This window comes from Bradyrhizobium sp. SZCCHNGR1005, assembly GCF_032489995.1.
GTDB lineage: Bacteria > Pseudomonadota > Alphaproteobacteria > Rhizobiales > Xanthobacteraceae > Bradyrhizobium.
The window spans coordinates 907,272-926,780 of sequence record NZ_JAUEZC010000001.1; the positions used below are offsets into that span (position 1 = coordinate 907,272).

The 19,509-nt window shown below is 65.8% G+C and carries 16 protein-coding genes; 8 read left to right on the forward strand and 8 right to left on the reverse strand.

Annotation, left to right across the window (positions count from 1 at the left end):
* The first annotated feature begins 165 nt into the window (after window positions 1–165).
* A complete protein-coding gene (locus tag QXZ85_RS04170) occupies window positions 166–1,416 on the forward strand; it encodes a multidrug effflux MFS transporter (RefSeq protein WP_315703074.1) in 1,251 nt (416 codons plus the stop codon).
* A 7-nt stretch (window positions 1,417–1,423) separates the two neighbouring features.
* Here the strand turns inward: QXZ85_RS04170 and QXZ85_RS04175 are convergent, their stop codons facing one another.
* Window positions 1,424–3,226, reverse strand: coding sequence for a ShlB/FhaC/HecB family hemolysin secretion/activation protein (locus QXZ85_RS04175; protein WP_410052428.1), 1,803 nt, complete (start codon window positions 3,224–3,226; stop codon window positions 1,424–1,426).
* A gap of 128 nt (window positions 3,227–3,354) precedes the next feature.
* On the opposite strand from QXZ85_RS04175, the gene QXZ85_RS04180 reads away from it, so the two are divergent.
* The gene (locus QXZ85_RS04180) at window positions 3,355–4,689 is read left to right on the forward strand and encodes a FecR family protein (RefSeq protein ID WP_316165717.1); all 1,335 of its coding nucleotides are present in this window, start codon (window positions 3,355–3,357) and stop codon (window positions 4,687–4,689) included.
* Window positions 4,690–4,727: 38 nt separating this feature from the next.
* Window positions 4,728–7,490 carry an EAL domain-containing protein gene (locus QXZ85_RS04185; protein WP_315766632.1) on the forward strand — a complete coding sequence of 921 codons (2,763 nt, stop codon included), beginning with the start codon at window positions 4,728–4,730 and terminating at the stop codon, window positions 7,488–7,490.
* A gap of 122 nt (window positions 7,491–7,612) precedes the next feature.
* Here QXZ85_RS04185 and QXZ85_RS04190 read toward each other — a convergent pair whose 3' ends face one another.
* The 5 genes from QXZ85_RS04190 to QXZ85_RS04210 all read right to left on the reverse strand — a co-directional run bounded on the left by QXZ85_RS04190 (window position 7,613) and on the right by QXZ85_RS04210 (window position 12,274).
* Entirely contained in the window at window positions 7,613–8,524 is a 912-nt protein-coding gene (locus QXZ85_RS04190) for a polyphosphate kinase 2 family protein (RefSeq protein WP_315766631.1), read from the reverse strand.
* Window positions 8,521–9,237, reverse strand: coding sequence for an NUDIX hydrolase (locus QXZ85_RS04195; RefSeq protein WP_315766630.1), 717 nt, complete (start codon window positions 9,235–9,237; stop codon window positions 8,521–8,523). Before QXZ85_RS04195 ends, QXZ85_RS04190 begins: the two co-directional genes overlap by 4 nt.
* A gap of 15 nt (window positions 9,238–9,252) precedes the next feature.
* Window positions 9,253–10,281, reverse strand: coding sequence for an ABC transporter substrate-binding protein (locus QXZ85_RS04200; RefSeq protein WP_315700846.1), 1,029 nt, complete (start codon window positions 10,279–10,281; stop codon window positions 9,253–9,255).
* 222 nt (window positions 10,282–10,503) lie between these two features.
* Complete coding sequence (locus tag QXZ85_RS04205; RefSeq protein WP_315767307.1) at window positions 10,504–11,289, reverse strand: ABC transporter permease; 786 nt, start codon at window positions 11,287–11,289, stop codon at window positions 10,504–10,506.
* 172 nt (window positions 11,290–11,461) lie between these two features.
* A complete protein-coding gene (locus QXZ85_RS04210; RefSeq protein WP_315700848.1) occupies window positions 11,462–12,274 on the reverse strand; it encodes an ABC transporter ATP-binding protein in 813 nt (270 codons plus the stop codon).
* A gap of 167 nt (window positions 12,275–12,441) precedes the next feature.
* On the opposite strand from QXZ85_RS04210, the gene QXZ85_RS04215 reads away from it, so the two are divergent.
* Together QXZ85_RS04215 and QXZ85_RS04220 are read left to right on the forward strand one after the other, a co-directional pair.
* On the forward strand, window positions 12,442–13,236 hold the full coding sequence (locus tag QXZ85_RS04215; protein ID WP_315703075.1) for an ATP-binding cassette domain-containing protein: 795 nt from the start codon (window positions 12,442–12,444) through the stop codon (window positions 13,234–13,236).
* On the forward strand, window positions 13,233–14,795 hold the full coding sequence (locus QXZ85_RS04220; protein WP_315766629.1) for an ABC transporter permease/substrate-binding protein: 1,563 nt from the start codon (window positions 13,233–13,235) through the stop codon (window positions 14,793–14,795). Before QXZ85_RS04215 ends, QXZ85_RS04220 begins: the two co-directional genes overlap by 4 nt.
* A 23-nt stretch (window positions 14,796–14,818) precedes the next feature.
* Here the strand turns inward: QXZ85_RS04220 and QXZ85_RS04225 are convergent, their stop codons facing one another.
* Window positions 14,819–15,766: a DUF2380 domain-containing protein gene (locus QXZ85_RS04225; protein ID WP_316173354.1), complete on the reverse strand. Its 948-nt coding sequence runs from the start codon at window positions 15,764–15,766 to the stop codon at window positions 14,819–14,821.
* Between the two features lie 224 nt (window positions 15,767–15,990).
* Here QXZ85_RS04225 and QXZ85_RS04230 point away from each other — a divergent pair, with 224 nt between their 5' ends.
* Together QXZ85_RS04230 and QXZ85_RS04235 are read left to right on the forward strand one after the other, a co-directional pair.
* Window positions 15,991–17,406, forward strand: a complete 1,416-nt coding sequence (locus QXZ85_RS04230; protein WP_316173352.1) for a HAMP domain-containing sensor histidine kinase — start codon at window positions 15,991–15,993, stop codon at window positions 17,404–17,406.
* The gene (locus QXZ85_RS04235) at window positions 17,403–18,062 is read left to right on the forward strand and encodes a response regulator transcription factor (RefSeq protein ID WP_315700852.1); all 660 of its coding nucleotides are present in this window, start codon (window positions 17,403–17,405) and stop codon (window positions 18,060–18,062) included. Before QXZ85_RS04230 ends, QXZ85_RS04235 begins: the two co-directional genes overlap by 4 nt.
* Window positions 18,063–18,079: 17 nt before the next feature.
* Here QXZ85_RS04235 and QXZ85_RS04240 read toward each other — a convergent pair whose 3' ends face one another.
* Window positions 18,080–18,475: a rhodanese-like domain-containing protein gene (locus tag QXZ85_RS04240; protein ID WP_315700853.1), complete on the reverse strand. Its 396-nt coding sequence runs from the start codon at window positions 18,473–18,475 to the stop codon at window positions 18,080–18,082.
* Window positions 18,476–18,622: 147 nt separating this feature from the next.
* On the opposite strand from QXZ85_RS04240, the gene QXZ85_RS04245 reads away from it, so the two are divergent.
* Window positions 18,623–19,501, forward strand: coding sequence for an IclR family transcriptional regulator (locus QXZ85_RS04245; RefSeq protein WP_315700854.1), 879 nt, complete (start codon window positions 18,623–18,625; stop codon window positions 19,499–19,501).
* Window positions 19,502–19,509: the final 8 nt, after the last annotated feature.

Below are 19,509 nucleotides of genomic sequence, written 5' to 3' on the forward strand. Positions count from 1 at the left end.
TCGAAACGACGCGATTTGCGCCAAATGCTGCCGCGCTCACGATCATGCCAGTCGATCTGGGGCTGAGCTCGTTGACCTGCCATTCCGAAACGTGGGTTGTGCGACGCAGCAAAGCCAATCAAAATCGCTTGCATCCCAAGCATGCACACCTGGAAGGCTCTCGACTTGGCCGACACCAATGCCGACACCCTCGTCGTCGTCCGACACCGGCCGATGGGGTTCGCCGAATTCGTCATCGTGATCGCGACCATCATGTCGCTGAACCCGCTGGCCATGGACATGATGCTGCCGGCGCTGCCGAATATCGGCGCGGCATTCGATATCGATATGGCCAACCGGCTGCAGCTGGTGCTCTCGGCATTCATGGTCGGCTTCGGCGCCGGGCAATTCGCCATCGGCCCATTGTCGGACAGTTTCGGCCGCCGTCCTGTGCTGCTCGGCGGCATGGTGCTGTATTCCTGCGCCAGCGTGCTCGCGATCACCGCACACTCCTTCGAGATGCTGCTGCTGGCGCGCGTGCTGGAAGGTCTCGGCACCGCTGCAACGCGGGTGATCGCGACGTCGATCGTGCGCGACTGCTATGCCGGGCGGCGCATGGCGAGCGTCGTCTCGCTCGCGATGATGGTGTTCATCGCGGTGCCCGTGGTGGCGCCGTCGTTCGGCCAGGCGGTGATGCTGCTCACGCAATGGCGCGGCATCTTCATCGTGCTGACGGTGTACGGGCTGGTGGCGCTGGTCTGGACCATGGCGCGGCTGCCCGAAACGCTGCCGCCCTCCGAGCGCAAGCCGTTCTCGGCCGGCGAAATTCTCGACGCGTTCCGCAAGACCCTGACCAATCGCCAGACGCTCGGCTATGCGCTCGCTGCCAGCGGCGTCTTCGGTGCGCTGCTCGGCTACGTCTTCTCCTCGCAGCAGCTGTTCACCGGGATCTATCATCTCGGCCGTTATTTCCCGCTCGCTTTTGCTGCCATCGCGGCGTCGATCGCAATCGCGGGCTTTCTCAATGCGCGGCTGGTCGGCCGGCTCGGCATGCGGATGATTTCGCATTGCGCACTGCTCGGCAGCTTCGCTACGGCGATCGTGACGTTCGCCGCGGCGTGTCTGAACATGCTGTCCCTACCGCTATTCATGGCCGTGTCGGCCGGCATGATGTTCGCTTCGGGTTTGATATTCGCGAACTTCACGGCGCTGGCGATGGAGCCGCAGCGTGCCAATGCCGGCACCGCCTCCTCGCTCTATGGCTCGATCACGACACTGCTCGGCATGGGAGCCGGCGCCATCGTCGGCCAGGCGTTCGACGGCACGCCGCTCCCGTTCGCGACCGGCTTCCTGGCCTGCAGCGCGACCGCGCTTGTGATCGTGCTGATCACGGAGAAGGGCCGGCTGTTCCATTCGCACCAGCCAGGCGCAGTTTAGCCACAAGCTAGAGGCACGGCCCCTGGCCGCGCTGCGGACAGAGCTTCAGCGCGCTCGACAGCGTCAGCAGGAAGCGCGCGCTGCGTGTCTCGTTGGAGGGGGCGCGATAGGAGAGCGGGAACGCGACGCCCAGATCGGCGCGCCATTCGTTCGGAAAGGTGAAGCGCACGCCGGCGCCCACCGAGGTCAACGCGGCGCCGTCCGAGGGCCGGTAGCCGTCGTTCCAGACGAGACCGGCGTCGGCGAAGCTGTAGAGCTGATAGCCGGACAGATAGGCCCAGTTCAGCTTCTGGTCGAAGCGCAGCTCGAACGTTCCGGCGAGCGCATTGTCGCCGCTGATCTCGGCGCTGCCATAGCCGCGTCCGAAGGCGAAACCGCCGAGATAGAATTGCTGCGAGTTATAGAGCGGCCCCGAGGCCAGCTGGCCGGCGCCGGCGATCTTGATCGACCAAGCGTCGGACAGGGTCTGGTAGCGCGTGAACCACGCATTGAGCACGGAGAAGCTGGGCGAGGCACCGTCGCGCGAGGCCATCGGATCGCCGGACGGTGTCGCGCCGAGAATATCGAGGCCTTGGCGATAGCTCACGGTCAGGTAGCTGTCGCCGCCGAACCGATCACCCCAGCGATAGTCCGAGGTCAGCGTGAGGAAGCGGATACGATCCTGGTAGATCGTCCCGAACACGTCCCGCTCAGATACGTTGCTGAACGCCACGGCTGCGGTGAGGATCAACGAGGACTGCTGCGACTGGATCGGCGCGATGCTGCCATGCACCTCGAATGTCTCGGTCGTGGTGTCGTCGTTGGTGAGCCGGCGAATGTCGCCAGGCCGCACCTCGCTATAGAGCGCGGAGGCGCCGACACGGGCGCCGTCAGTGCCGACGGGAGCGTCATAGGACAGCCGTCCGAAGCTGAGCTGGCGCGGATCGCCCGGCGTGGTCGACAGGTTCACTGCGAGCGTATCGCCCGGCAGCAGATAGGAGTTGAAGGCGGCGGTGGCGTAGCTCTGCCACGGGCCGACCGTGGATGAGCCGAGATTATCGAGGCCGACGAAGCCATAGACGTGCCAGGTCTTCAGTTCGAGCACCAGACGGAAGCGTCCGGTCGTGCCGCCGATCTCCTCCAGAGCGGAATCCGCAATGCGCACGCCGCCGCGGCTGTTGATCAGCAGCAACTGGCGTTCCAGTGTCGAAAGGCGCGACGGCTGCTCGGCCAGCACGGGATCGAGCAGCGGCCGCACGCCGAACTCCTCGGCGCCGGCGCCTTTCAGGCTCACCTCGGTGATGCTGCCCTCGATCACCTCGACGCGGACCCGGCCGCCCGTGATGTCCTGCGGCGGCACGATGGCGCGGCTGAGATGAAATCCGGCCGCGCGATATTGCCCGGTGATGGCAGCCGCGATCGCGGCCAGATCATCCTGCGATACCGGCTTGCCGAGATAAGGCTGGTAGGCGGCGGCCAGCTGATCGCGACCGAGAGTTGCTGCACCGTGGAGCACGACGCCGCGCAGCACGAACAGCGGTCGTCCCTTGCCCTGCACCTCCGGCTGCGGCGCAGTCGTAAGGCGTGGCCTTGCCGGCGGTGCCGGTGCCGGTCGCGACTGCAGGTCCTCGAAGAACTTCTCGGTCTGCCGCGGATCGAACGCAGGGGCGCTGGCAGGGTCCGCTTGCGCCGTCGCGCTACCTGCGGCAGCAAGAACAACCGCCACAATCAGTGTGCGAGTTCGTCTCCGGCTGAGGGCAATCGGCGGTGGAGCGCCAGCATCGATAAAGGGAATAGATATCGTGAGTACCGGAACGCCCGAAGACCGCATAATTTTTTCTTAATTTCTTATGGTCAACGAACGGTTAAGGCGGCGCTGAAAGACCGAAGCATCGCTCAAGGGTCTCTTGAAACATTTCCGTTAGTTTGCGGCCTCGGCAACCAACGCGAGAGGCCACCATGCTGGGAATCCGCAGCCTGAAACGGATCGTGACGGCCGCGCTCATCGCCGGCTCGACTGGAGCCGCCTGGGCGGCCGATGGCGAGGTCTGGTCGGTGAGCAAATCCTCCGGTGACGTATGGGTCAGCACGCAAGGCGCAGCACAGGTTTCGCTCGGCCGTGACGACGTGCTCAATCCCGGCGATACGATCCGCACCGGCCGCAATGGCCGCGTACTGCTGACACGCGGCGCGGAGACCATTCTGATCGCGCCGAACTCGGTCATTGGCCTGCCGACCGAAGCCAAGGACGGCATGGCGACCACCATTCTGCAGCGCGCCGGCTCCATCCTGCTCGACGTCGAGAAGCGCAACGTCAAACATTTCGAGGTCGAGACGCCCTATCTGGCTGCCGTGGTGAAGGGCACGCATTTCAGCGTCACCATCAGTGCCAACAGCACACGCGTCGAAGTCAGCCGCGGCCAGGTCGAGGTCGCGGATTTCAAGTCCGGCCAGATCGCGCAGGTGCTGCCCGGTCAGACCGCGACTGCGTTCGCCAATGGCAAGACCGGATTGAGCCTGAGCGGCTCCGGCGCTTTCAGCCCGATCGAGCAGGGTCGCCCGCGCGCCTCGAGCATCGAGCGCGTCCCGGTCCCGAAAGGCGGCCTGCAGGCACCACGTGACACGGCCAAGGGGCAAATCATCCACGCGCTCAACGCGACCGGCGGTTCCGTGATCAACTCTGCCGCCGCGCCGCTGGCGTCGCAAGCCGGCAAGGCCGCGGGCCTCGCGAAGCCGAACGTGGTGCGGATTTCGACCACCATCGGCGAGGTGAAGTTGAATGTGCACCAGGCCACGCATGGGCTCGCCCACGGCGAGACCAAACCCGGGGTTCGTAGCGCATCGCGAAACGATACGGTCTGGAGCGACGCCAAAACGAGAGTGAGCACCCCCGGCAACAGCAGCAGCACCAGCGCCAGCAACGCCAGCACCAGCGCAACCGGAGACGCTTCGATCGCGACGGCCGTGACGACCGCGGTCGGCTCGTCCAGCGGACTGATCGGCGTCGGCAACGGCAATGCCGGCAACGGCAATGGCGGCAATGGCAATGGCGGCAATGGCAATGGCGGCAATGGCAATGGCGGCAATGGAAACGGCGGCAATGGAAACGGCAACGCCGCTGCGAACAATGGCGGCGGCAATGCCGGCGGCAGCGGCAATGCCAGCAACAACGCCGGCGGCAATGCCAACGACAACGCGAACGCCAATGGAAATAGCGGCAACAATTCCGGCCACGGAAACAGCGGTGCGCAGGGCAACGGCAACGGTCACGCTTCCGGGCACAACAAGAGCTAACTGAAGGCGCGACGCGCGCGAATGGGGACCAGGGGAGGATGCTGAAGCATTTGCGGCCGCATATTCTGGTGCTGATCGCACTCGTGACGGTCGGCCTGTCCGGCTGGCACGAGGTGCTGCGCAACGGCCTGGACGACCTCCGGCTCGCATGGGACCAACGCCAGGCGAGCGGAGAGATTGCCATCGTCGCGATCGACGCGCGCTCGATCACACGCATCGGCGCCTGGCCTTGGCCTCGCACATTGCACGCCGAACTGTTGCATCAGCTCGTCCGCGCCGGCGCCCAGGACATCGCCTTCGATGTCGACTTCAGTGCGCCGTCGAATCCTCTCTCCGATCTGGCTTTCAGTGAAGCGTTGCGGGAGGCGGATGGGTCGGTGCTCCTGCCGACCTTCAAACAGCCGGCGGCGAATGACCCGACGGCCCTTCATATCAATCGCCCCTTGCCGCAATTCGAGGCCAATGCCTGGCCGGTCTTGGTCAACGTCACGGTATCGCCCGACGGCCGCGTCCGGCGGTACAGGTTTGGCGAAAAGCTCGACGGCAACTTCGTGCCCTCGATGGCCGCAGCCTTGACCGGACAGAGTTTCGCCAGCGACAGCTCATTTTTGATCGATTTCGGCATCGCTCCCGCCTCGGTGCTGAGGGTGTCCTATGCCGACGTGATCGATGGCGACCCGGCAACGCTGGCGCAGCTCAGAGGCAAGAAGGTGATCATCGGCGGCACCGCGCTCGAGCTTGGCGATCGCTTCAGCGTGCCCAACGGAAAGATCGTGTCCGGCCCGCTGTTGCAGGCGCTCGCGGCGGAGTCGATACTGCAGGGGCGGACCCTGCGGGCAACTTCGTCTGCCGTCACGCTCGCGGGTCTTGCCGTCATCCTTACGCTCATGATGCTGACCTGGCGCCGGCTCGCCGCCGGATGGCGCGCCTTGTTCCTGGTTGGGACAGCGATCTCGATCGAAGCCGTCGCGCTGTGGCTGCATGTGCGGTACGCCCTCATCGTCGACAGCTCGCTGCTGCAGATCGCCGTCGTCGTCTACCTCGCGACGATCGCGCTCGATGAGATCGACTTCCGCGGCCTGCTCCGCCGGGTCGCCGAGAACCGTTTCCAGCGGATCGCGATGTCGCTTGGCGACGGACTCGTCTGCACCGATCGGGATGGACTAATCACGCTGTGGAATCCGGGCGCCACGGCGATCTTCGGTTATCAGCCGGCGGAGATGGTCGGCCAGCCGTTGCGGACGCTTTGCGCCGATCCGGCCGTGGGCATTGAGCTGTTCACCACGCGAGATGCCGCGCAAGCCCAGACACCTGCGGCAAGCGGATCGGTGGTGGAATTCGAGGCGCGCCGCAAGGACGGCGAATCGTTTCCCGCCGAGGCCAGCGTCTCCGCCTGGCACGGGCCGGACGGGCTGCAATATGGCACGATCCTGCGCGACATCTCCGTCCGCAAGCGCGAGGCCGAGCGCATCCGCTATCTCGCCGAGCACGACGCGCTCACCGGGCTGTTCAACCGCATCACGCTGCAGGCCAGGATCAACGCCATGCTCAGCGCCGCGGACGCCCGCGACCGCGATATCGCGCTGCTCGTGATCGGGCTCGACGGCTTCCATCAGATCAACGACACGCTCGGTCACGCCTATGGCGACCTCGTGCTGAAGGGCGTAGCCGAGCGGCTGACGGCCGAGATCGGCGACACCGGCATTGTCGCTCGCTTGAGCGGCGATGAGTTCGCCATTGCGGTTCCCTGCGCGGCGGTCGGCGGCACGGTCGCGGAGCTTGCCGAACATGTTGCCCGTGTATTCGACCTGCCGCTGCAGGCCGGGCCGCGCCAGCACCACGTCAAGGTGAGCATCGGCGTCGCAGTCCATCCCGAAGGCGGACGCACCGCGGACGAGCTCTTGGGCAACAGCCACCTCGCGTTCTGCCGCGCCAAGTCCGTGCGGCGCGGCAGTCATGTGATCTTCGAGGAGACGATCCGCAGCGAACTCGAGACGCGCCTCACCTTGGAGGCCGAGCTTGCGCTCGCGGTCGAACGCAACGAGTTCGAACTGTTCTACCAGCCGCAGGTGAACCTGCTCGACGGACGCCCGATCGGGGCGGAAGCGCTGATCCGCTGGCGCCATCCGACCCGTGGCCTCGTGCCGCCCGGCGTCTTCATTCCCGTGGTCAACACATCGGCGCTGTCCGAGGCGGTCGCGGGCTGGGTGCTGGTGACGGCATGCCGGCAGGCGCGGCAATGGGAGCTCGCCGGCACCCCCGTCCGTGTCGGCATCAACCTCTCGCCCTCGCAGCTGCACGCTGGCGATCTTGCCGCCACCGTCGGCAAGCTCCTGCACGAAATCGGCCTCTCGCCGGCGCTGCTCGAACTCGAGGTGACCGAGGACATCCTGCTGCATGACGAGCCGCGCGCGCTCGACATTTTCAAGCGCCTCAAGGCCCTCGGCATCAGCATCGTGTTCGACGATTTCGGCACCGGCTACGCCAGCCTGAGCTACCTGAAGAAATTCCGTCTCGACGGCCTCAAGATCGATCGTTCCTTCGTGCTCGATATCCTGACCGACAGCGACGATGCGACGATCGTCGGCTCGACCGTCAGCCTCAGCCGTCAATTGGGGCTCGCGGTGATCGCTGAAGGCATCGAGAACCAGGCCACCGCCGACCTGTTGTTGCGGCTCGGCTGCGAACACGGACAGGGCTATTTCTTCGGCAAACCGATGCCGGCCGCCGATTTCGAACGTCAATTCCTGGCGAAGCATGTCGGCGAGAGCCCCACAGAGGACCAGCGCGGCGCGGCGTGAGGTCTTGCCGGCGATTTGTAGGGTGGGCAAAGCGCAGCGTGCCCACCGAGATAGAAACCAGAGATCATGGTGGGCACGTCGCTGACGCGCCTTTGCCCACCTTAACGTCTCGCTAATCGTCGTTACGCCTTCTTCCGCCCCTTCGCTTCCGCTTCCAACGCCTTACGGACCGCCTTGAACTCCTTGAGCGAAGCGGGATCGGCGCGCGGATAGCGCAGATCGAGACTCTCGAGCGCCGCCACGATCGCCGAGCCGATCACCACCCGCGCGAACCATTTATGATCCGCCGGGACCACATACCAGGGCGCAAAGGACGTCGATGTGTGGCGCACGATCTCCTGATAGACGGCCTGGTAGCGCTGCCAGCGCGTCCGCTCGCTGATATCGTTCATCGAGAACTTCCAGTTCTTCGCCGGCTGATCCAGCCGGTCGAGGAAACGCTGGCGCTGCTCCTCCTTGGAGACGTTGAGGAAGAACTTCAGCACCACGGTGCCGTTGCGGGTGAGGTACCGCTCGAACGCGGAAATATCCTCGAAGCGCTCGCGCCAGATGTTCTTGGTGACGAGCCTGGGCGGCAGCTTCTCCGCCTTCAGCAATTCGGGATGCACCCGCGTCACCAGGCACTCCTCGTAATAGGAGCGATTGAAGATGCCGATGCGGCCGCGCTCGGGCAGCGCAAGAAAGCTGCGCCACATGAAATCGTGATCCAGCTCCTTCGAGGTCGGCTGCTTGAACGATGTCACCTCGCAGCCCTGCGGATTGACGCCCTCGAAGATGCTCTTGATCGCGCTGTCCTTGCCGGAGGCGTCCATGCCCTGAAAGATCAAGAGCAGTGACCAGCGGTCCTGGGCGTAGAGCTTGTCCTGAAAATCGGACAGCCGCTTGCGGTTCTGCTCGATGATCGCCTCGCCTTCCTCCTTGTCGAGGCCGCCCTTGGCACTGGTCTTGTGCGACTTCAGGTGAAATCGCTCGGCCCCATCGACACGGAACGGCGAGATGAACCGGTCGAGCGAGGGCGTCGTTGTCTTGCTCATGAGATGGTTTCGCCGTGGTGAAATTGCGCTTCGAGAAAGGCGGTGACGAAGCGCGGCATCGTCGCCGTCAGATCGTCCCTCGATCGAACCAACACGATCGCGGAGAGTTCCGGCTCGGCCTGCCCGGCGAGATTGGCCTCGATGCGGCTTTGCAGTTGACCGCCCGGGCTTTCGACGTCGAGGATACGCATCATCGCAATGGTTGCGCCGGTGACGACGCAATCCCAATGGGCGCTGCCCCGATAATCCGACGGCAGCAGCCCCGTTTCCTCCTCGACCTCGCGCGCCACATTGGCCGCGAGATCGAGGCTGCCGTCGCTGACGTCCTCGGGATCGGGCGTGCCGGCCGGAAAATAGATGCGGCCGGCATTGGCGGTTTGCCCGCCCATCACGCCGAGCACGAAGGCGCCGTCGGCCGCGCGCAGCGCGCCCATGCCAAACCCGTTGAACACGGAGCGATCCGGAAAGCCCCAATCGCGCCAGGCGAGCAGGTTGGCGAAGTCGGTCTCGAAATAGCTCGCCGATAGCCGCCCATCCGCGAAAACGGGGTCGCGCCCGAGCAGCACGCGGCCGTTGAATAGCGCGGGTATCGCGCGCTGCCGCTGCTCAAAATGAGCGTCGATGTCGGCGCGCCGCTCGCGTGCGAACGGCCAGTCCCACGGCTCGACCTTCAAGTCGAGCGCGGTCACGCGATGGATGACGACATCGCTCATGCACAGCCCTGCTTTCTATTTGGGGCTCGCAGCCGTGGCGCCCTTCGCCTTCTCGACGAACGCATTGGTGAAGGTCTTGCTGACGTCGACATTGGCCTTGGCAACCTCAGGCGAGCCGACGCTGAACACGGCGAGCACGGCGTCCGCGCCCTTCGGGTCCATCTTGCCGGTCTCCGAATACATTGGAATCGTGTTCTTCAGCGCGGCCAGATAAAGCGCCTTGTCCTTGCCGACGATCTCGGCAGGCATCTTCGCCATGATCTCTTCCGGCGTATGCGAATGGATCCAGGCGAGCGTCGCCAACATGGCGTTGGTCAGCGCCTGCGTTTCGGTCGGATGTGCGGCCACCCAGGTCGCCGTCGAATACAGCGCGCCGCCCGGATATTCGCCGCCGAACACGTCGAGCGTATCATGCTGGGTGCGGGTGTCGCTCAGGATCTTCAGGTCCGGATGGCTGCCCTGCAGCACGGTCACCGAGGGATCGAGCATCACGGCGGCATCGATCTGCCCCTGCTCCATCGCGGCGACCGCAGTGGCGCCGAGACCGACGCCGATCACGGCCGTCGCGGTGGGATCGACCCCGTTCTTCTTCAACAGATATTTCAGGAAGAAGTCGGTCGAGGAGCCCGGCGCGCTGACGCCGACCTTCTTGCCGGCGAGATCCTTGATCGAATTGATCTCCTTGCTATGGCCGGGAGCCACCACCAGCACCAGGCCGGGATAGCGGTCATAGACCACGAAGGATTGCAGCTCCTGCTTCTTGGCAGCGAGGTTCACGCAATGATCGAAATAGCCGGACACGACGTCGGCGCTGCCGCCGAGCACGGCTTTCAGCGCATCCGAGCCGCCCTTGAGATCGACCAGTTCGACCGCAAGCCCCGCTTTGTCATATTCGCCAAGCTGCTTGGCCAGCACGGTCGGCAGATAGCACAAGCAGGCACCGCCGCCGACGGCGATCGTCACCTTGCTCGCGGCGCTCGCGAGGCCGGTGGTCAGGGTCAAGGCGAGCAGCGAGCCCGCGAGTCGGCCGATGATGGTTTTCATTGTTTCCTCCGTTCAGATCGTCTTGAGTCCAAAGCGGCGGGCCTGGATCGACAAGACCACCGCATCAAACATAACGTCATCCCCGCGAACGCGGGGATCCATAACCACCGGCTGGCGTGGGTCGCATGGTCGTCGGCCAGCATCGTCCCGCGATGAATTCCGCGGTATGGGTCCCGGCTTGCGCCGGGACGACGCCGAATGTGTCGTCCTTAGCTTCGCGCATCACCGTTCCTCCACCCGCTCCGGCCGCCACACCAGGAGCCGGCGCTCGACCAGCGTGACGCCGATGTCGATCAGGATCACGAACGCCGACAGCACGAACATGCCGGCGAACACGCCGGCCACGTCGAACACGCCCTCGGCCTGCTGGATCAGATAACCGAGCCCGGCTGCGGAGCCGAGATATTCGCCGACCACCGCGCCGACCACGGCAAAGCCGACCGAAGTGTGCAGCGAGGAGAACATCCACGACAGCGCCGAGGGCCAATAGACGTGGCGCATCAATTGCCGCTCGTTCATGCCGAGCATGCGGGCGTTGTCGCGCACCACGGTCGAGACTTCCTTGACGCCCTGGTAGACGTTGAAGAAGACGATGAAGAACACCAACGTGACGCCGAGCGCGACCTTGGACCAGATGCCGAGGCCGAGCCACAGCGTGAAGATCGGTGCCAGCACCACGCGCGGCAGCGCATTGGCCATCTTCACGTAAGGATCGAACACGGCCGCGACCAGCGGCTTGCGCGCGAACCAGAAACCGACCAGCACGCCACCGAGCGAGCCGATCACGAAGGCCAGGATCGATTCCCACAGCGTGATCGCAAGATGCTTCCAGATCGCGCCGGTCGCGAACCAATCGATCACCTGCGCGAAGACGTCGAGCGGATTGGAGAAGAAGAACGGCGGCAGCAGGATGCGGCCGAACACCGGCACGGTGGAGAACAGCTGCCACAGCGCGATGATCACGACGGCGACGAGCAGTTGCAGCGCGAGCAGACCGAGACGCGACATCAAAGGACTCCACCACTTGCTCGGTGCGCTCCCTCCCCGCTTGCGGGGGAGGGTTGGGGTGGGGGGTCCACGAGGACAGCTGTGCGTGAGGTCCCCCCTACCCCCTCCCCGCAACGGGGAGGGGAGTTCGGCCCCAGCGCTTGGCGGACAGTCGAGATCGACGAGGACACCATCACACCGCCTCTGCCTGCTTGTAAGTCTTCTCGACCTCCGCCTTCAGCATGTGCCAGATCTCGCGATGCAGCTCATGGAACTCGTGGCGGAGCCGCACCTCGAAAATGTCGCGCGGGCGCGGCAGCTCGACCCGCCAGTCGCCGATGATCCGCGATGCCGGTCCTGCCGACATGATGACGACGCGGTCGGCCAGCGCGATCGCCTCTTCGAGATCATGAGTGACGAACAGCACCGCCTTGCGGTCGGCGCTCCAGAGCTCGAGCAGGAGATTGCCCATGATCTGCCGGGTCTGCGCATCCAGCGGACCGAACGGCTCGTCCATCAGGATGATCTTGGGATCGCGGATCAGGACCTGGGCGAGGCCGACGCGCTTGCGCTGGCCACCGGAAAGTATGTGCGGATAGCGATTGCCGAAGCTTGCAAGACCGACCGACGCCAGCCAGGCCTGTGCCCGCTCGTGCGCCTCGGCGCGCGGCGTGCCCGCTGTTTCCAGGCCGATCGCCACATTCTCCAGCGCGGTTTTCCAGGGAAACAGCGCATCGGCCTGAAACAGATAACCCGCGTCGCGGTTGAGTCCGGCGAGCGGCCGGTCGAAGATCCGTACCGCGCCGCCCGCGGGCTTCAGCAGCCCCGCGGCGACGTTGAGCAGCGTGGACTTGCCACAGCCGGTCGGCCCGACGATGGCCACGAACTCGCCGTCGCCGACGTTCAGATCCGCCTTGTCCACCGCGGTATAGACCCGTCCGCCGGCGAGACGGAACGCCACCGTCGTCTCCGCCAGCGCGACGGCCGCGGTCCTTGCCTGCGTCACCTTATCGTCCTCCCAATTGCGGATGATGGCTTAGCGTCTTGAGCGGCGAAGTTCAACGCGGCCGCAGGACGTGCTAGGCAGGGCGGGGTGCGCCGCAAGATCGTGCCCAGCCGTCAACGAGAGAGTGAAGACGTGAGTTGCTGCTCCAACCTGAGCTCGAACGGCCGATGCAGCAGACGCCGCTGATCACCTACAGCCATGTCTCCAAAAGTTTTGCCGGCAACGGTGAGCGCGTGCATGCGGTCAAGGACGTCTCGCTTGGCATCGCGGACGGCGAATTCCTCGCCATCGTCGGCACCTCAGGCTCCGGCAAGACCACGCTGCTCCGGCTGACCAACCGGCTGATCGAGGCGGATTCCGGCGAGATCCGAATCGCAGGCGAGGATATCAGCCGCCTCGATCCGGTCACCTTGCGGCGGCGCATCGGCATCGTGTTTCAGAGCGGCGGACTGTTTCCGCATATGAGCGTCGCCGCCAATATCGGCATCACGCCGCGATTGCTCGGCACCTCGCCCCCGGACATCTCGGCGCGTGTCGACGAATTGCTCGACCTGGTGAGGCTCGATCGCGCCGCCTATCGCGACCGCTTCCCGCATGAGCTCTCCGGCGGCCAGCGCCAGCGTGTCGGCGTGGCGCGCGCGCTCGCCGCGCGCCCTCGCATCGTGCTGATGGACGAGCCGTTCGGCGCGCTCGATCCGTTGACGCGCGACGCGCTTGGCGACGACTATCGCGCTCTGCACGATCGGCTCGAGCTCACCACGGTCATGATCACCCATGACATGACGGAAGCAATTCTTTTGGCCGACCGCATCGCCGTGATGCACGCCGGTCGACTGGTCGCAACCGGCACGCCGGCCGAGTTGGCCGCCAACCCTGAGCCCTACGTGACGGAGCTGCTGCAGACGCCGCGCCGACAGGCCGAGCGGCTGCAAAGGCAGCTCGCGGAGCGCGGCACCGCATGAGCTTGCTGTCCGATCCCCGCATCGCTGAGGCGTCGTCGCATCTTGCGGACTATCTCGGCAGTCACCTGCGGGTCAGCCTCGCGGCACTGGCACTCGGGCTTGCGGTCAGCTTCCCGCTGGCCTTGATCGCGCGCAACCGGCCGGTCGCGCGCGGCACCCTGCTCGGCGCCGCCAGCGTGGTACAGACCGTGCCGGGACTGGCGCTGCTCGCGCTGTTCTATCCGCTGCTGCTTGCGCTCGGCGCGCTCGCGATGCGGTGGCTTGGCGTCGGCTTCTCCGCCTTCGGCTTTCTACCCGCGGTACTAGCGCTTGCGCTGTATTCGATGCTGCCGGTGCTGCGCAACACCATCACCGGCCTCAACGGCATCGAGCCGGCCCTTCTCGAAGCAGCGAAGGGCGTCGGCATGACCGCGCGGCAATCGCTCGTCATGGTGGAGCTGCCGCTCGCGCTGCCCGTCATCATGGCCGGCATCCGGACATCGGCCGTGTGGGTGATCGGGACCGCAACGCTGTCGACGCCGATCGGACAGACCAGCCTCGGCAACTACATCTTCGCCGGGCTGCAGACGCAGAACTGGGTGCTGGTCGTGTTCGGCTGCGTCGCGGCCGCGGCGCTGGCGCTCGCGGTCGATCAGTTGCTGGCGCTGATCGAGACCGGCCTGCGCAATGGCAGCCGCATCCGCGCGAGCCTGGGCAGTGCCGGCATCGCGGCGCTGGTCGCAGCCAGCCTTGTGCCGGCGCTGGCCGGATCGGGCGCGCGCTATGTCGTCGGCGCGAAGACCTTTACCGAACAATATGTGCTGGCAGCCCTGATCAGCGAGCGGCTGCAGGCAGCTCGACTGCCGGCGACGACGCGCGCCGGGCTCGGCTCCAGCGTGATCTACGAGGCGCTCCGGAGCGGCGACATCGACGTCTACGTCGACTATTCCGGCACGCTGTGGGCCAATCAGTTCCACCACAGCGAGCAGCTGTCGCGCGAAGCCTTGCTCGAGGCCCTGAAGAACGAGCTTGCGCGCGAGCGCGTGACCCTGCTCGGCGAGCTCGGTTTCGAGAACGCCTATGCGCTGGTGATGCCGAGGGCGCGTGCGGAGGCGCTTCATATTCATACGATCGCAGATCTCGCAAGCCATGCCGGCACCATGACCATTGCGGGGGACTACGAGTTCTTCTCGCGGCCGGAATGGGCCGGGCTGCAAAAGGCCTACGGCCTTGCATTTCGCGCCCAGCGCCAGATGCAGCCGGACTTCATGTATGCGGCGGCAGCTTCCGGCGACGTCGACGTGATCGCGGGCTACACCAGCGACGGGCTGATCAAGAAATACGACCTCGTCGTGCTCGATGACGTCAGGCACGCCATTCCGCCCTACGACGCGATCATGCTGCTATCGCCGAAGCGCGCTTCCGATCAGGCCCTGCAGAAGGCGCTGCTGCCTCTGCTCGGCAGGATCGACATCGCCACGATGCGCGAGGCCAACCTGCGCGCCTCCGGCAGCGACGCGAACTCCTCGCCCGAGGCCGTAGCGCGCTGGCTGTGGGACAAAGTGGCGCGGACGAAATAGCGCGATGGCTGCGGCAGGCGCGGTCATCTTGTCTCATCGCCAAGCAAGCGCTCCTGCACCAGACGCACCGCGCCGCGCCCCCAGGAATAGTTGGCGCCCATGCGAAGCCCGCTGTCGCCCGCGGCGATGACGGCTCCGGTCTTGGCATCGCGGAGCTGGAAGCGGATCGTGTATTCGGTGCGGCTGATCCGCCCGACCACGCCGATCAGTGACTGGTCCGCACCCAGCTCCTGGGCGAGCCGCAGTTCGCAGTCAGCGCAGCCGTTCTGCGGCTTTGCCGCAGCATTCACCTCGACGAGCCGATAGCGGCCGGATCGATCGAGGAGCTGGCGAACGGCTTCGGTCGCGTCAGTCAGGCCCTTGAGATCGGACTCCGTCTCGGCGACTGCCCCGGCCGCAGCGCTGGTGTCCTCCAGCGTGAACGGCAGCAGCGCAAGCCGGAGCGGTGCTGGCGCAGTGGCAACCGCATCGCGGATCTCACGGGAGACGAAGGTCTCGGCCCGCTCCCACGCCTCGTCGTTGTCGCCGCGGAACGTGAACAGCTTCTCGAAGATCACGCGGTTGGATGCGACATCGATCGCGGCGGCGCGGGCCCACTGCACCAGCGTGCTCATCTTCTGAATACTGCCGATGACGACGACCTGGGCTCCGGCCTCGCGGGCGATGCGACAAAGCTGGTCCGGCGAGGTGTCGGCGGAAAGACAGGACGGTGCACAGGACGGATCGCGCAAATGGAGGCGCTGGTCGGCGGCAACGTCGCGGTGGAGTGCGGCGATGAAGGCCTGCAGCCGCCGCTGATGGACGGCGCTCTGATCGGTCGGCTCGCCGGATGTATCGAGATAGCTGAAATCTCCCACCACGACGGCCGGAACAGGAGCGGACTGCGGCTCCGCCCCGGCCGGGCGGAAGCCCGGTGCAAATATCAGGCTCGCAATAGCGAGATGGCGCAGCAGGCGTGAATGGCTGATCATGAGAGCTCCTTCCGAATTGCTGGTCCGCCGGGCAGAGGCGAGAAGCATCGGCAAGCTAGGGGCGCGGTCCGCGGCCCGAAACGGCGCGCATCCCGGTCGGGAGCGGGAAAATTTCACGACGTCAGGTCGCGGCGCCCGGCCGTCCTTTTCGCCGCATCGTTTCTGCCGTTAAATGCCACGGCGGCGCATGCCGTGAACCAAGCCCCACGCGCGAGGCCTCGACGATGTGGACCTTCGCCAACAGCGATCTGAAATACCGCCTGACCTTGCGGATATCGGCCGTCTCGGCGCTGTGCTTTGCAGCGATCTCCGCAGTCGTCCTGTATGACATCGACCGCTCCGTTCGCACTGAGCTCGGCGACATTGCCGACATCACGGCCAGGACGCTGCAATTGCAGCTCAGCAAGACGCATTGGGTCAACAATCCGCCGTCGACCTTTCCCGACCTCGACAGCATCGCCGCCCCGGTGATGAGGCCGGGCCTGTGCATCGCCTACCGCGCAGGCAACGGCCAGATGGTTCAGCAGTTCTGCGGCGGAGCGCAAACCGCGGCCGATCCGCCGCGCGCCTTTGCCGTCTTGCATCGCACGATCTTCGATCCGGGACAGGAGACCGCAAGACCTGTGCTATCGCGCGACCGGCGGGTCGGCGAGGCCGTAGCCTGGATCGATCCCTCCATCGTGACCGCGGAGGCATGGCGCGACCTCAGTCGGCTGCTGCCCGTGCTCGCGGGTGCGCTCGTGCTGCTCTGCCTGCTGACCTATGCGGCGCTGGCGCGGGCGCTACGGCCGACGCGGCTGATCCATGCAGGGATCGAGCGGATCGCCGCGGGCGACCTGACGGCGCGGCTGCCGCCGTTCGATCTTGCCGAGCTGTCGGCGATCCGCGACGCCTTCAACCAGCTTGCCGAAAACCTCACGGCGGCCATCGCAGAGCGCAACGCGCTGACGCGGCGGCTGATCGCATTGCAGGACGACGAGCGCCGCCATCTTGCCCGCGAGCTCCACGACGAGTTCGGCCAGTCTCTCGCCGCCATCCGCGCGCTGGCCTCCGCTGCCGGCCAGAGCGCCGCCCAGACCTGTCCCGAACTGTCGTCCGAATGCGACAGCATCGCGCGAACGGCGACCGGCATGATGACCGCGCTGCGCGGCGCGCTGTTTCGGCTGCGGCCGCCCGATATCGATGAACTTGGACTGGCCGCAAGCCTCGAAGGCCTGGTCGCGGGTTGGAGCAAACGCCAGTGTGGGCGGACGCGCTTCGAGATCAGCCTTTCGGGGGCTGTCGACAGCTTGCCCAGCACGATCGGCCTGAACCTCTATCGCATCGCGCAGGAGGCGCTGACCAATGCGGCAAGGCACGCCGACGCCAAGTGGGTGCTGCTGCAGCTGATATTGCAGGAGCCAGACGACGCGGCCGCAACGATCGAGCTCACGGTCGAGGATGACGGCCGTTCTGCCGATCCGCCCGGCAAGCCGGGAATGGGGCTGCTCGGCATGCGCGAACGCGTGGCGGCGCTGGGCGGGCAATTGAATTTCGAGGCGAGGGCAACCGGCGGCACGCGCCTGCTTGTCGCCATCCCCTTCGCCGCGCGCAGCGAGCCTTTGCGCGACGAGCGCGCGGCCGCGGAGTGCGCCGCGTGAGCATCTCCGAGGCGACCATCCTGCTGGTCGACGATCATGCGGTCGTGCGCGAAGGCTACCGGTCGGTGCTGCAGAAACAGCCGGGCTTGCGGGTGGTCGCCGAAGCCTCCGACGGCGCGGAAGCCTACCGGCTGTTCAAGGAAGCGAAGCCGGATCTCGTCATCATGGATCTCAGCATGCGGGAGGTCGGCGGCATCGAAGCGATCCGCCGCATCCGGCAATGGGACCGCAATGCCAGGATCCTGGTGTTCACCATGCATGAGAATGCCGGCTTCGCCGTGCAGGCCATTCGTGCCGGCGCCAAGGGCTATGTGACCAAGAGCAGCCCGCCGGAAGTGCTGGTGCAGGCGGCGCGCGACGTGCTCGCCGGACGCGTGGCCGTCAGCCCGGACATCTCTCATGAGCTCGCGCTCGGCAGGCTCGCGGGCGAGACTTCGGCCGCCGACGTGTTGACGGCGCGCGAATTCGAGGTGCTGCAGATGCTGCTGGCGGAACGGACCACGGACGAGATCGCAGACGCGCTCCATCTCAGTCCGAAGACGGTCGCCAATCTGCATTCGATCATCAAGGACAAGCTCGGCGTCGGATCGGATATCGAGCTCGTCAGGCTGGCGCTCCGGCAAGGCCTGCTCTCGCAGCCCCTGCCGCCGGCCTGACCTCGAGCTGCACCGAACTACATGCCGGGCTCGATCGGCTTCTCGATCGCACCGCCGCTCTCGGCCCAGTCCTTGAACGCGCCGACGTTGTAGACCTTGTCGTAGCCGAGATCCTTCAGCGTCTTGCCCGATAGCGCCGAACGGCCGCCCGAGGCGCAATACAGAATCACGGTCTTGTCCTTGGCAAAGTTCTTGTCGTGATAGGGCGAGTCGGGATCGGCGCGGAATTCCAGCATGCCGCGCGACACGTGCACCGCGCCGGCAACCTTGCCGCTCTTCTCGACCTCCGGCGCATCGCGCACATCGACCACGAGCGTGTTGCCCTTGGCGATCATCGCCTGCGCTTCGCCAGGTGTGATCTTGGGGACTGCGGCATTAGCCGCCTCCAGCATCTGCTTGACCGTCGTTGACATTTCGGGACCTCCAGCGATGAGCGGAGATTATGCCCGCGATCTGCGGCGTCGGTCGTCAAAACTAGCTTATGTCCATATAATGGACATATACGATAATTCTTATCAGCTATGTAGACAGATGATGTGAAATGTCCCATTCATATGGACATGTCTACCCTCACCGATCCCCGGCCGAGTGCCGTTCGCCCCCTCCCCGTCGATGCCATGCTCGCCGACAGCGCCGGCGACGCCGCCTTTGCCACCACGCTCGCCAAAGGGCTGATGGTGCTGGAGGCGTTCAAGGCGGGGTCACCCGTGCTCGGCAACATGGAGATCGCCGCACGCACCGGCATCCCGCGCCCCACGGTGGCGCGGCTGACGCACACGCTGGCCGAGCTCGGCTATCTCGACTACGACGCCGACCGCGCCCGGTATCGCGTCGGCATCCGCGCGCTGCGGATCGCCCACCCGTTGCTCGCCGACATGCCTTTCCGCCAGAGCGCGCGGCCCCTGATGCAGGAGGTGGCGCAGAGCGTGCGCGGCACCGTGTCGATCGGGCTGCTCGACGGCACCTCCATGATCTATGTCGAGACGGCCCGCTCGGGCGATGTCGGGCCGCATGTGCCCGATATCGGCATGCCGATCCCGGTCGTCGGCACCGCGATGGGCCGCGCCGCCGCATCCCTGCTGCCGGCGCGCGATGCCGCACGGCTCGAACAGCAGCTCGATGCGTCCGACGCGGAGCAATGGTCGGCCTACCGTGACGCCTATCGCGCCGGCATCGCGCAATGCGCCGAGCGCGGCTTCTGCACCTGCTTCGGCGAATACATGGCCGCGATCCACGCCGTGGCGGTGCCGCTGTTTCAGGCCGCCAACACGACGCGATGCTACTCGATCAATTGCGGCATTCCCGCCTTCCGCCTGCAGCCCGGGCAGCTCGAGGCCGAAATCGGCCCGCGCATCCGGGCACTCGCCGCCAGCATCCGCGCCCAGATGAACGAGCGGGAGCCGACGCTCGCCGCGCAGGACGCAAAACTCAGGAAATGAGCGGCAGG

Bases quoted from the DNA above. Each gene is read 5' to 3' on its own strand.
- QXZ85_RS04200 (WP_315700846.1), bottom strand. From the start codon at position 10,281: ATGAAAACCATCATCGGCCGACTCGCGGGCTCGCTGCTCGCCTTGACC.
- QXZ85_RS04220 (WP_315766629.1), top strand. From the start codon at position 13,233: ATGAGCTTGCTGTCCGATCCCCGCATCGCTGAGGCGTCGTCGCATCTT.
- QXZ85_RS04190 (WP_315766631.1), bottom strand. From the start codon at position 8,524: ATGAGCAAGACAACGACGCCCTCGCTCGACCGGTTCATCTCGCCGTTC.
- QXZ85_RS04180 (WP_316165717.1), top strand. From the start codon at position 3,355: ATGCTGGGAATCCGCAGCCTGAAACGGATCGTGACGGCCGCGCTCATC.
- QXZ85_RS04195 (WP_315766630.1), bottom strand. From the start codon at position 9,237: ATGAGCGATGTCGTCATCCATCGCGTGACCGCGCTCGACTTGAAGGTC.
- QXZ85_RS04205 (WP_315767307.1), bottom strand. From the start codon at position 11,289: ATGTCGCGTCTCGGTCTGCTCGCGCTGCAACTGCTCGTCGCCGTCGTG.
- QXZ85_RS04215 (WP_315703075.1), top strand. From the start codon at position 12,442: ATGCAGCAGACGCCGCTGATCACCTACAGCCATGTCTCCAAAAGTTTT.
- QXZ85_RS04185 (WP_315766632.1), top strand. From the start codon at position 4,728: ATGCTGAAGCATTTGCGGCCGCATATTCTGGTGCTGATCGCACTCGTG.
- QXZ85_RS04240 (WP_315700853.1), bottom strand. From the start codon at position 18,475: ATGTCAACGACGGTCAAGCAGATGCTGGAGGCGGCTAATGCCGCAGTC.
- QXZ85_RS04225 (WP_316173354.1), bottom strand. From the start codon at position 15,766: ATGATCAGCCATTCACGCCTGCTGCGCCATCTCGCTATTGCGAGCCTG.
- QXZ85_RS04245 (WP_315700854.1), top strand. From the start codon at position 18,623: ATGTCTACCCTCACCGATCCCCGGCCGAGTGCCGTTCGCCCCCTCCCC.
- QXZ85_RS04230 (WP_316173352.1), top strand. From the start codon at position 15,991: ATGTGGACCTTCGCCAACAGCGATCTGAAATACCGCCTGACCTTGCGG.
- QXZ85_RS04175 (WP_410052428.1), bottom strand. From the start codon at position 3,226: ATGCGGTCTTCGGGCGTTCCGGTACTCACGATATCTATTCCCTTTATC.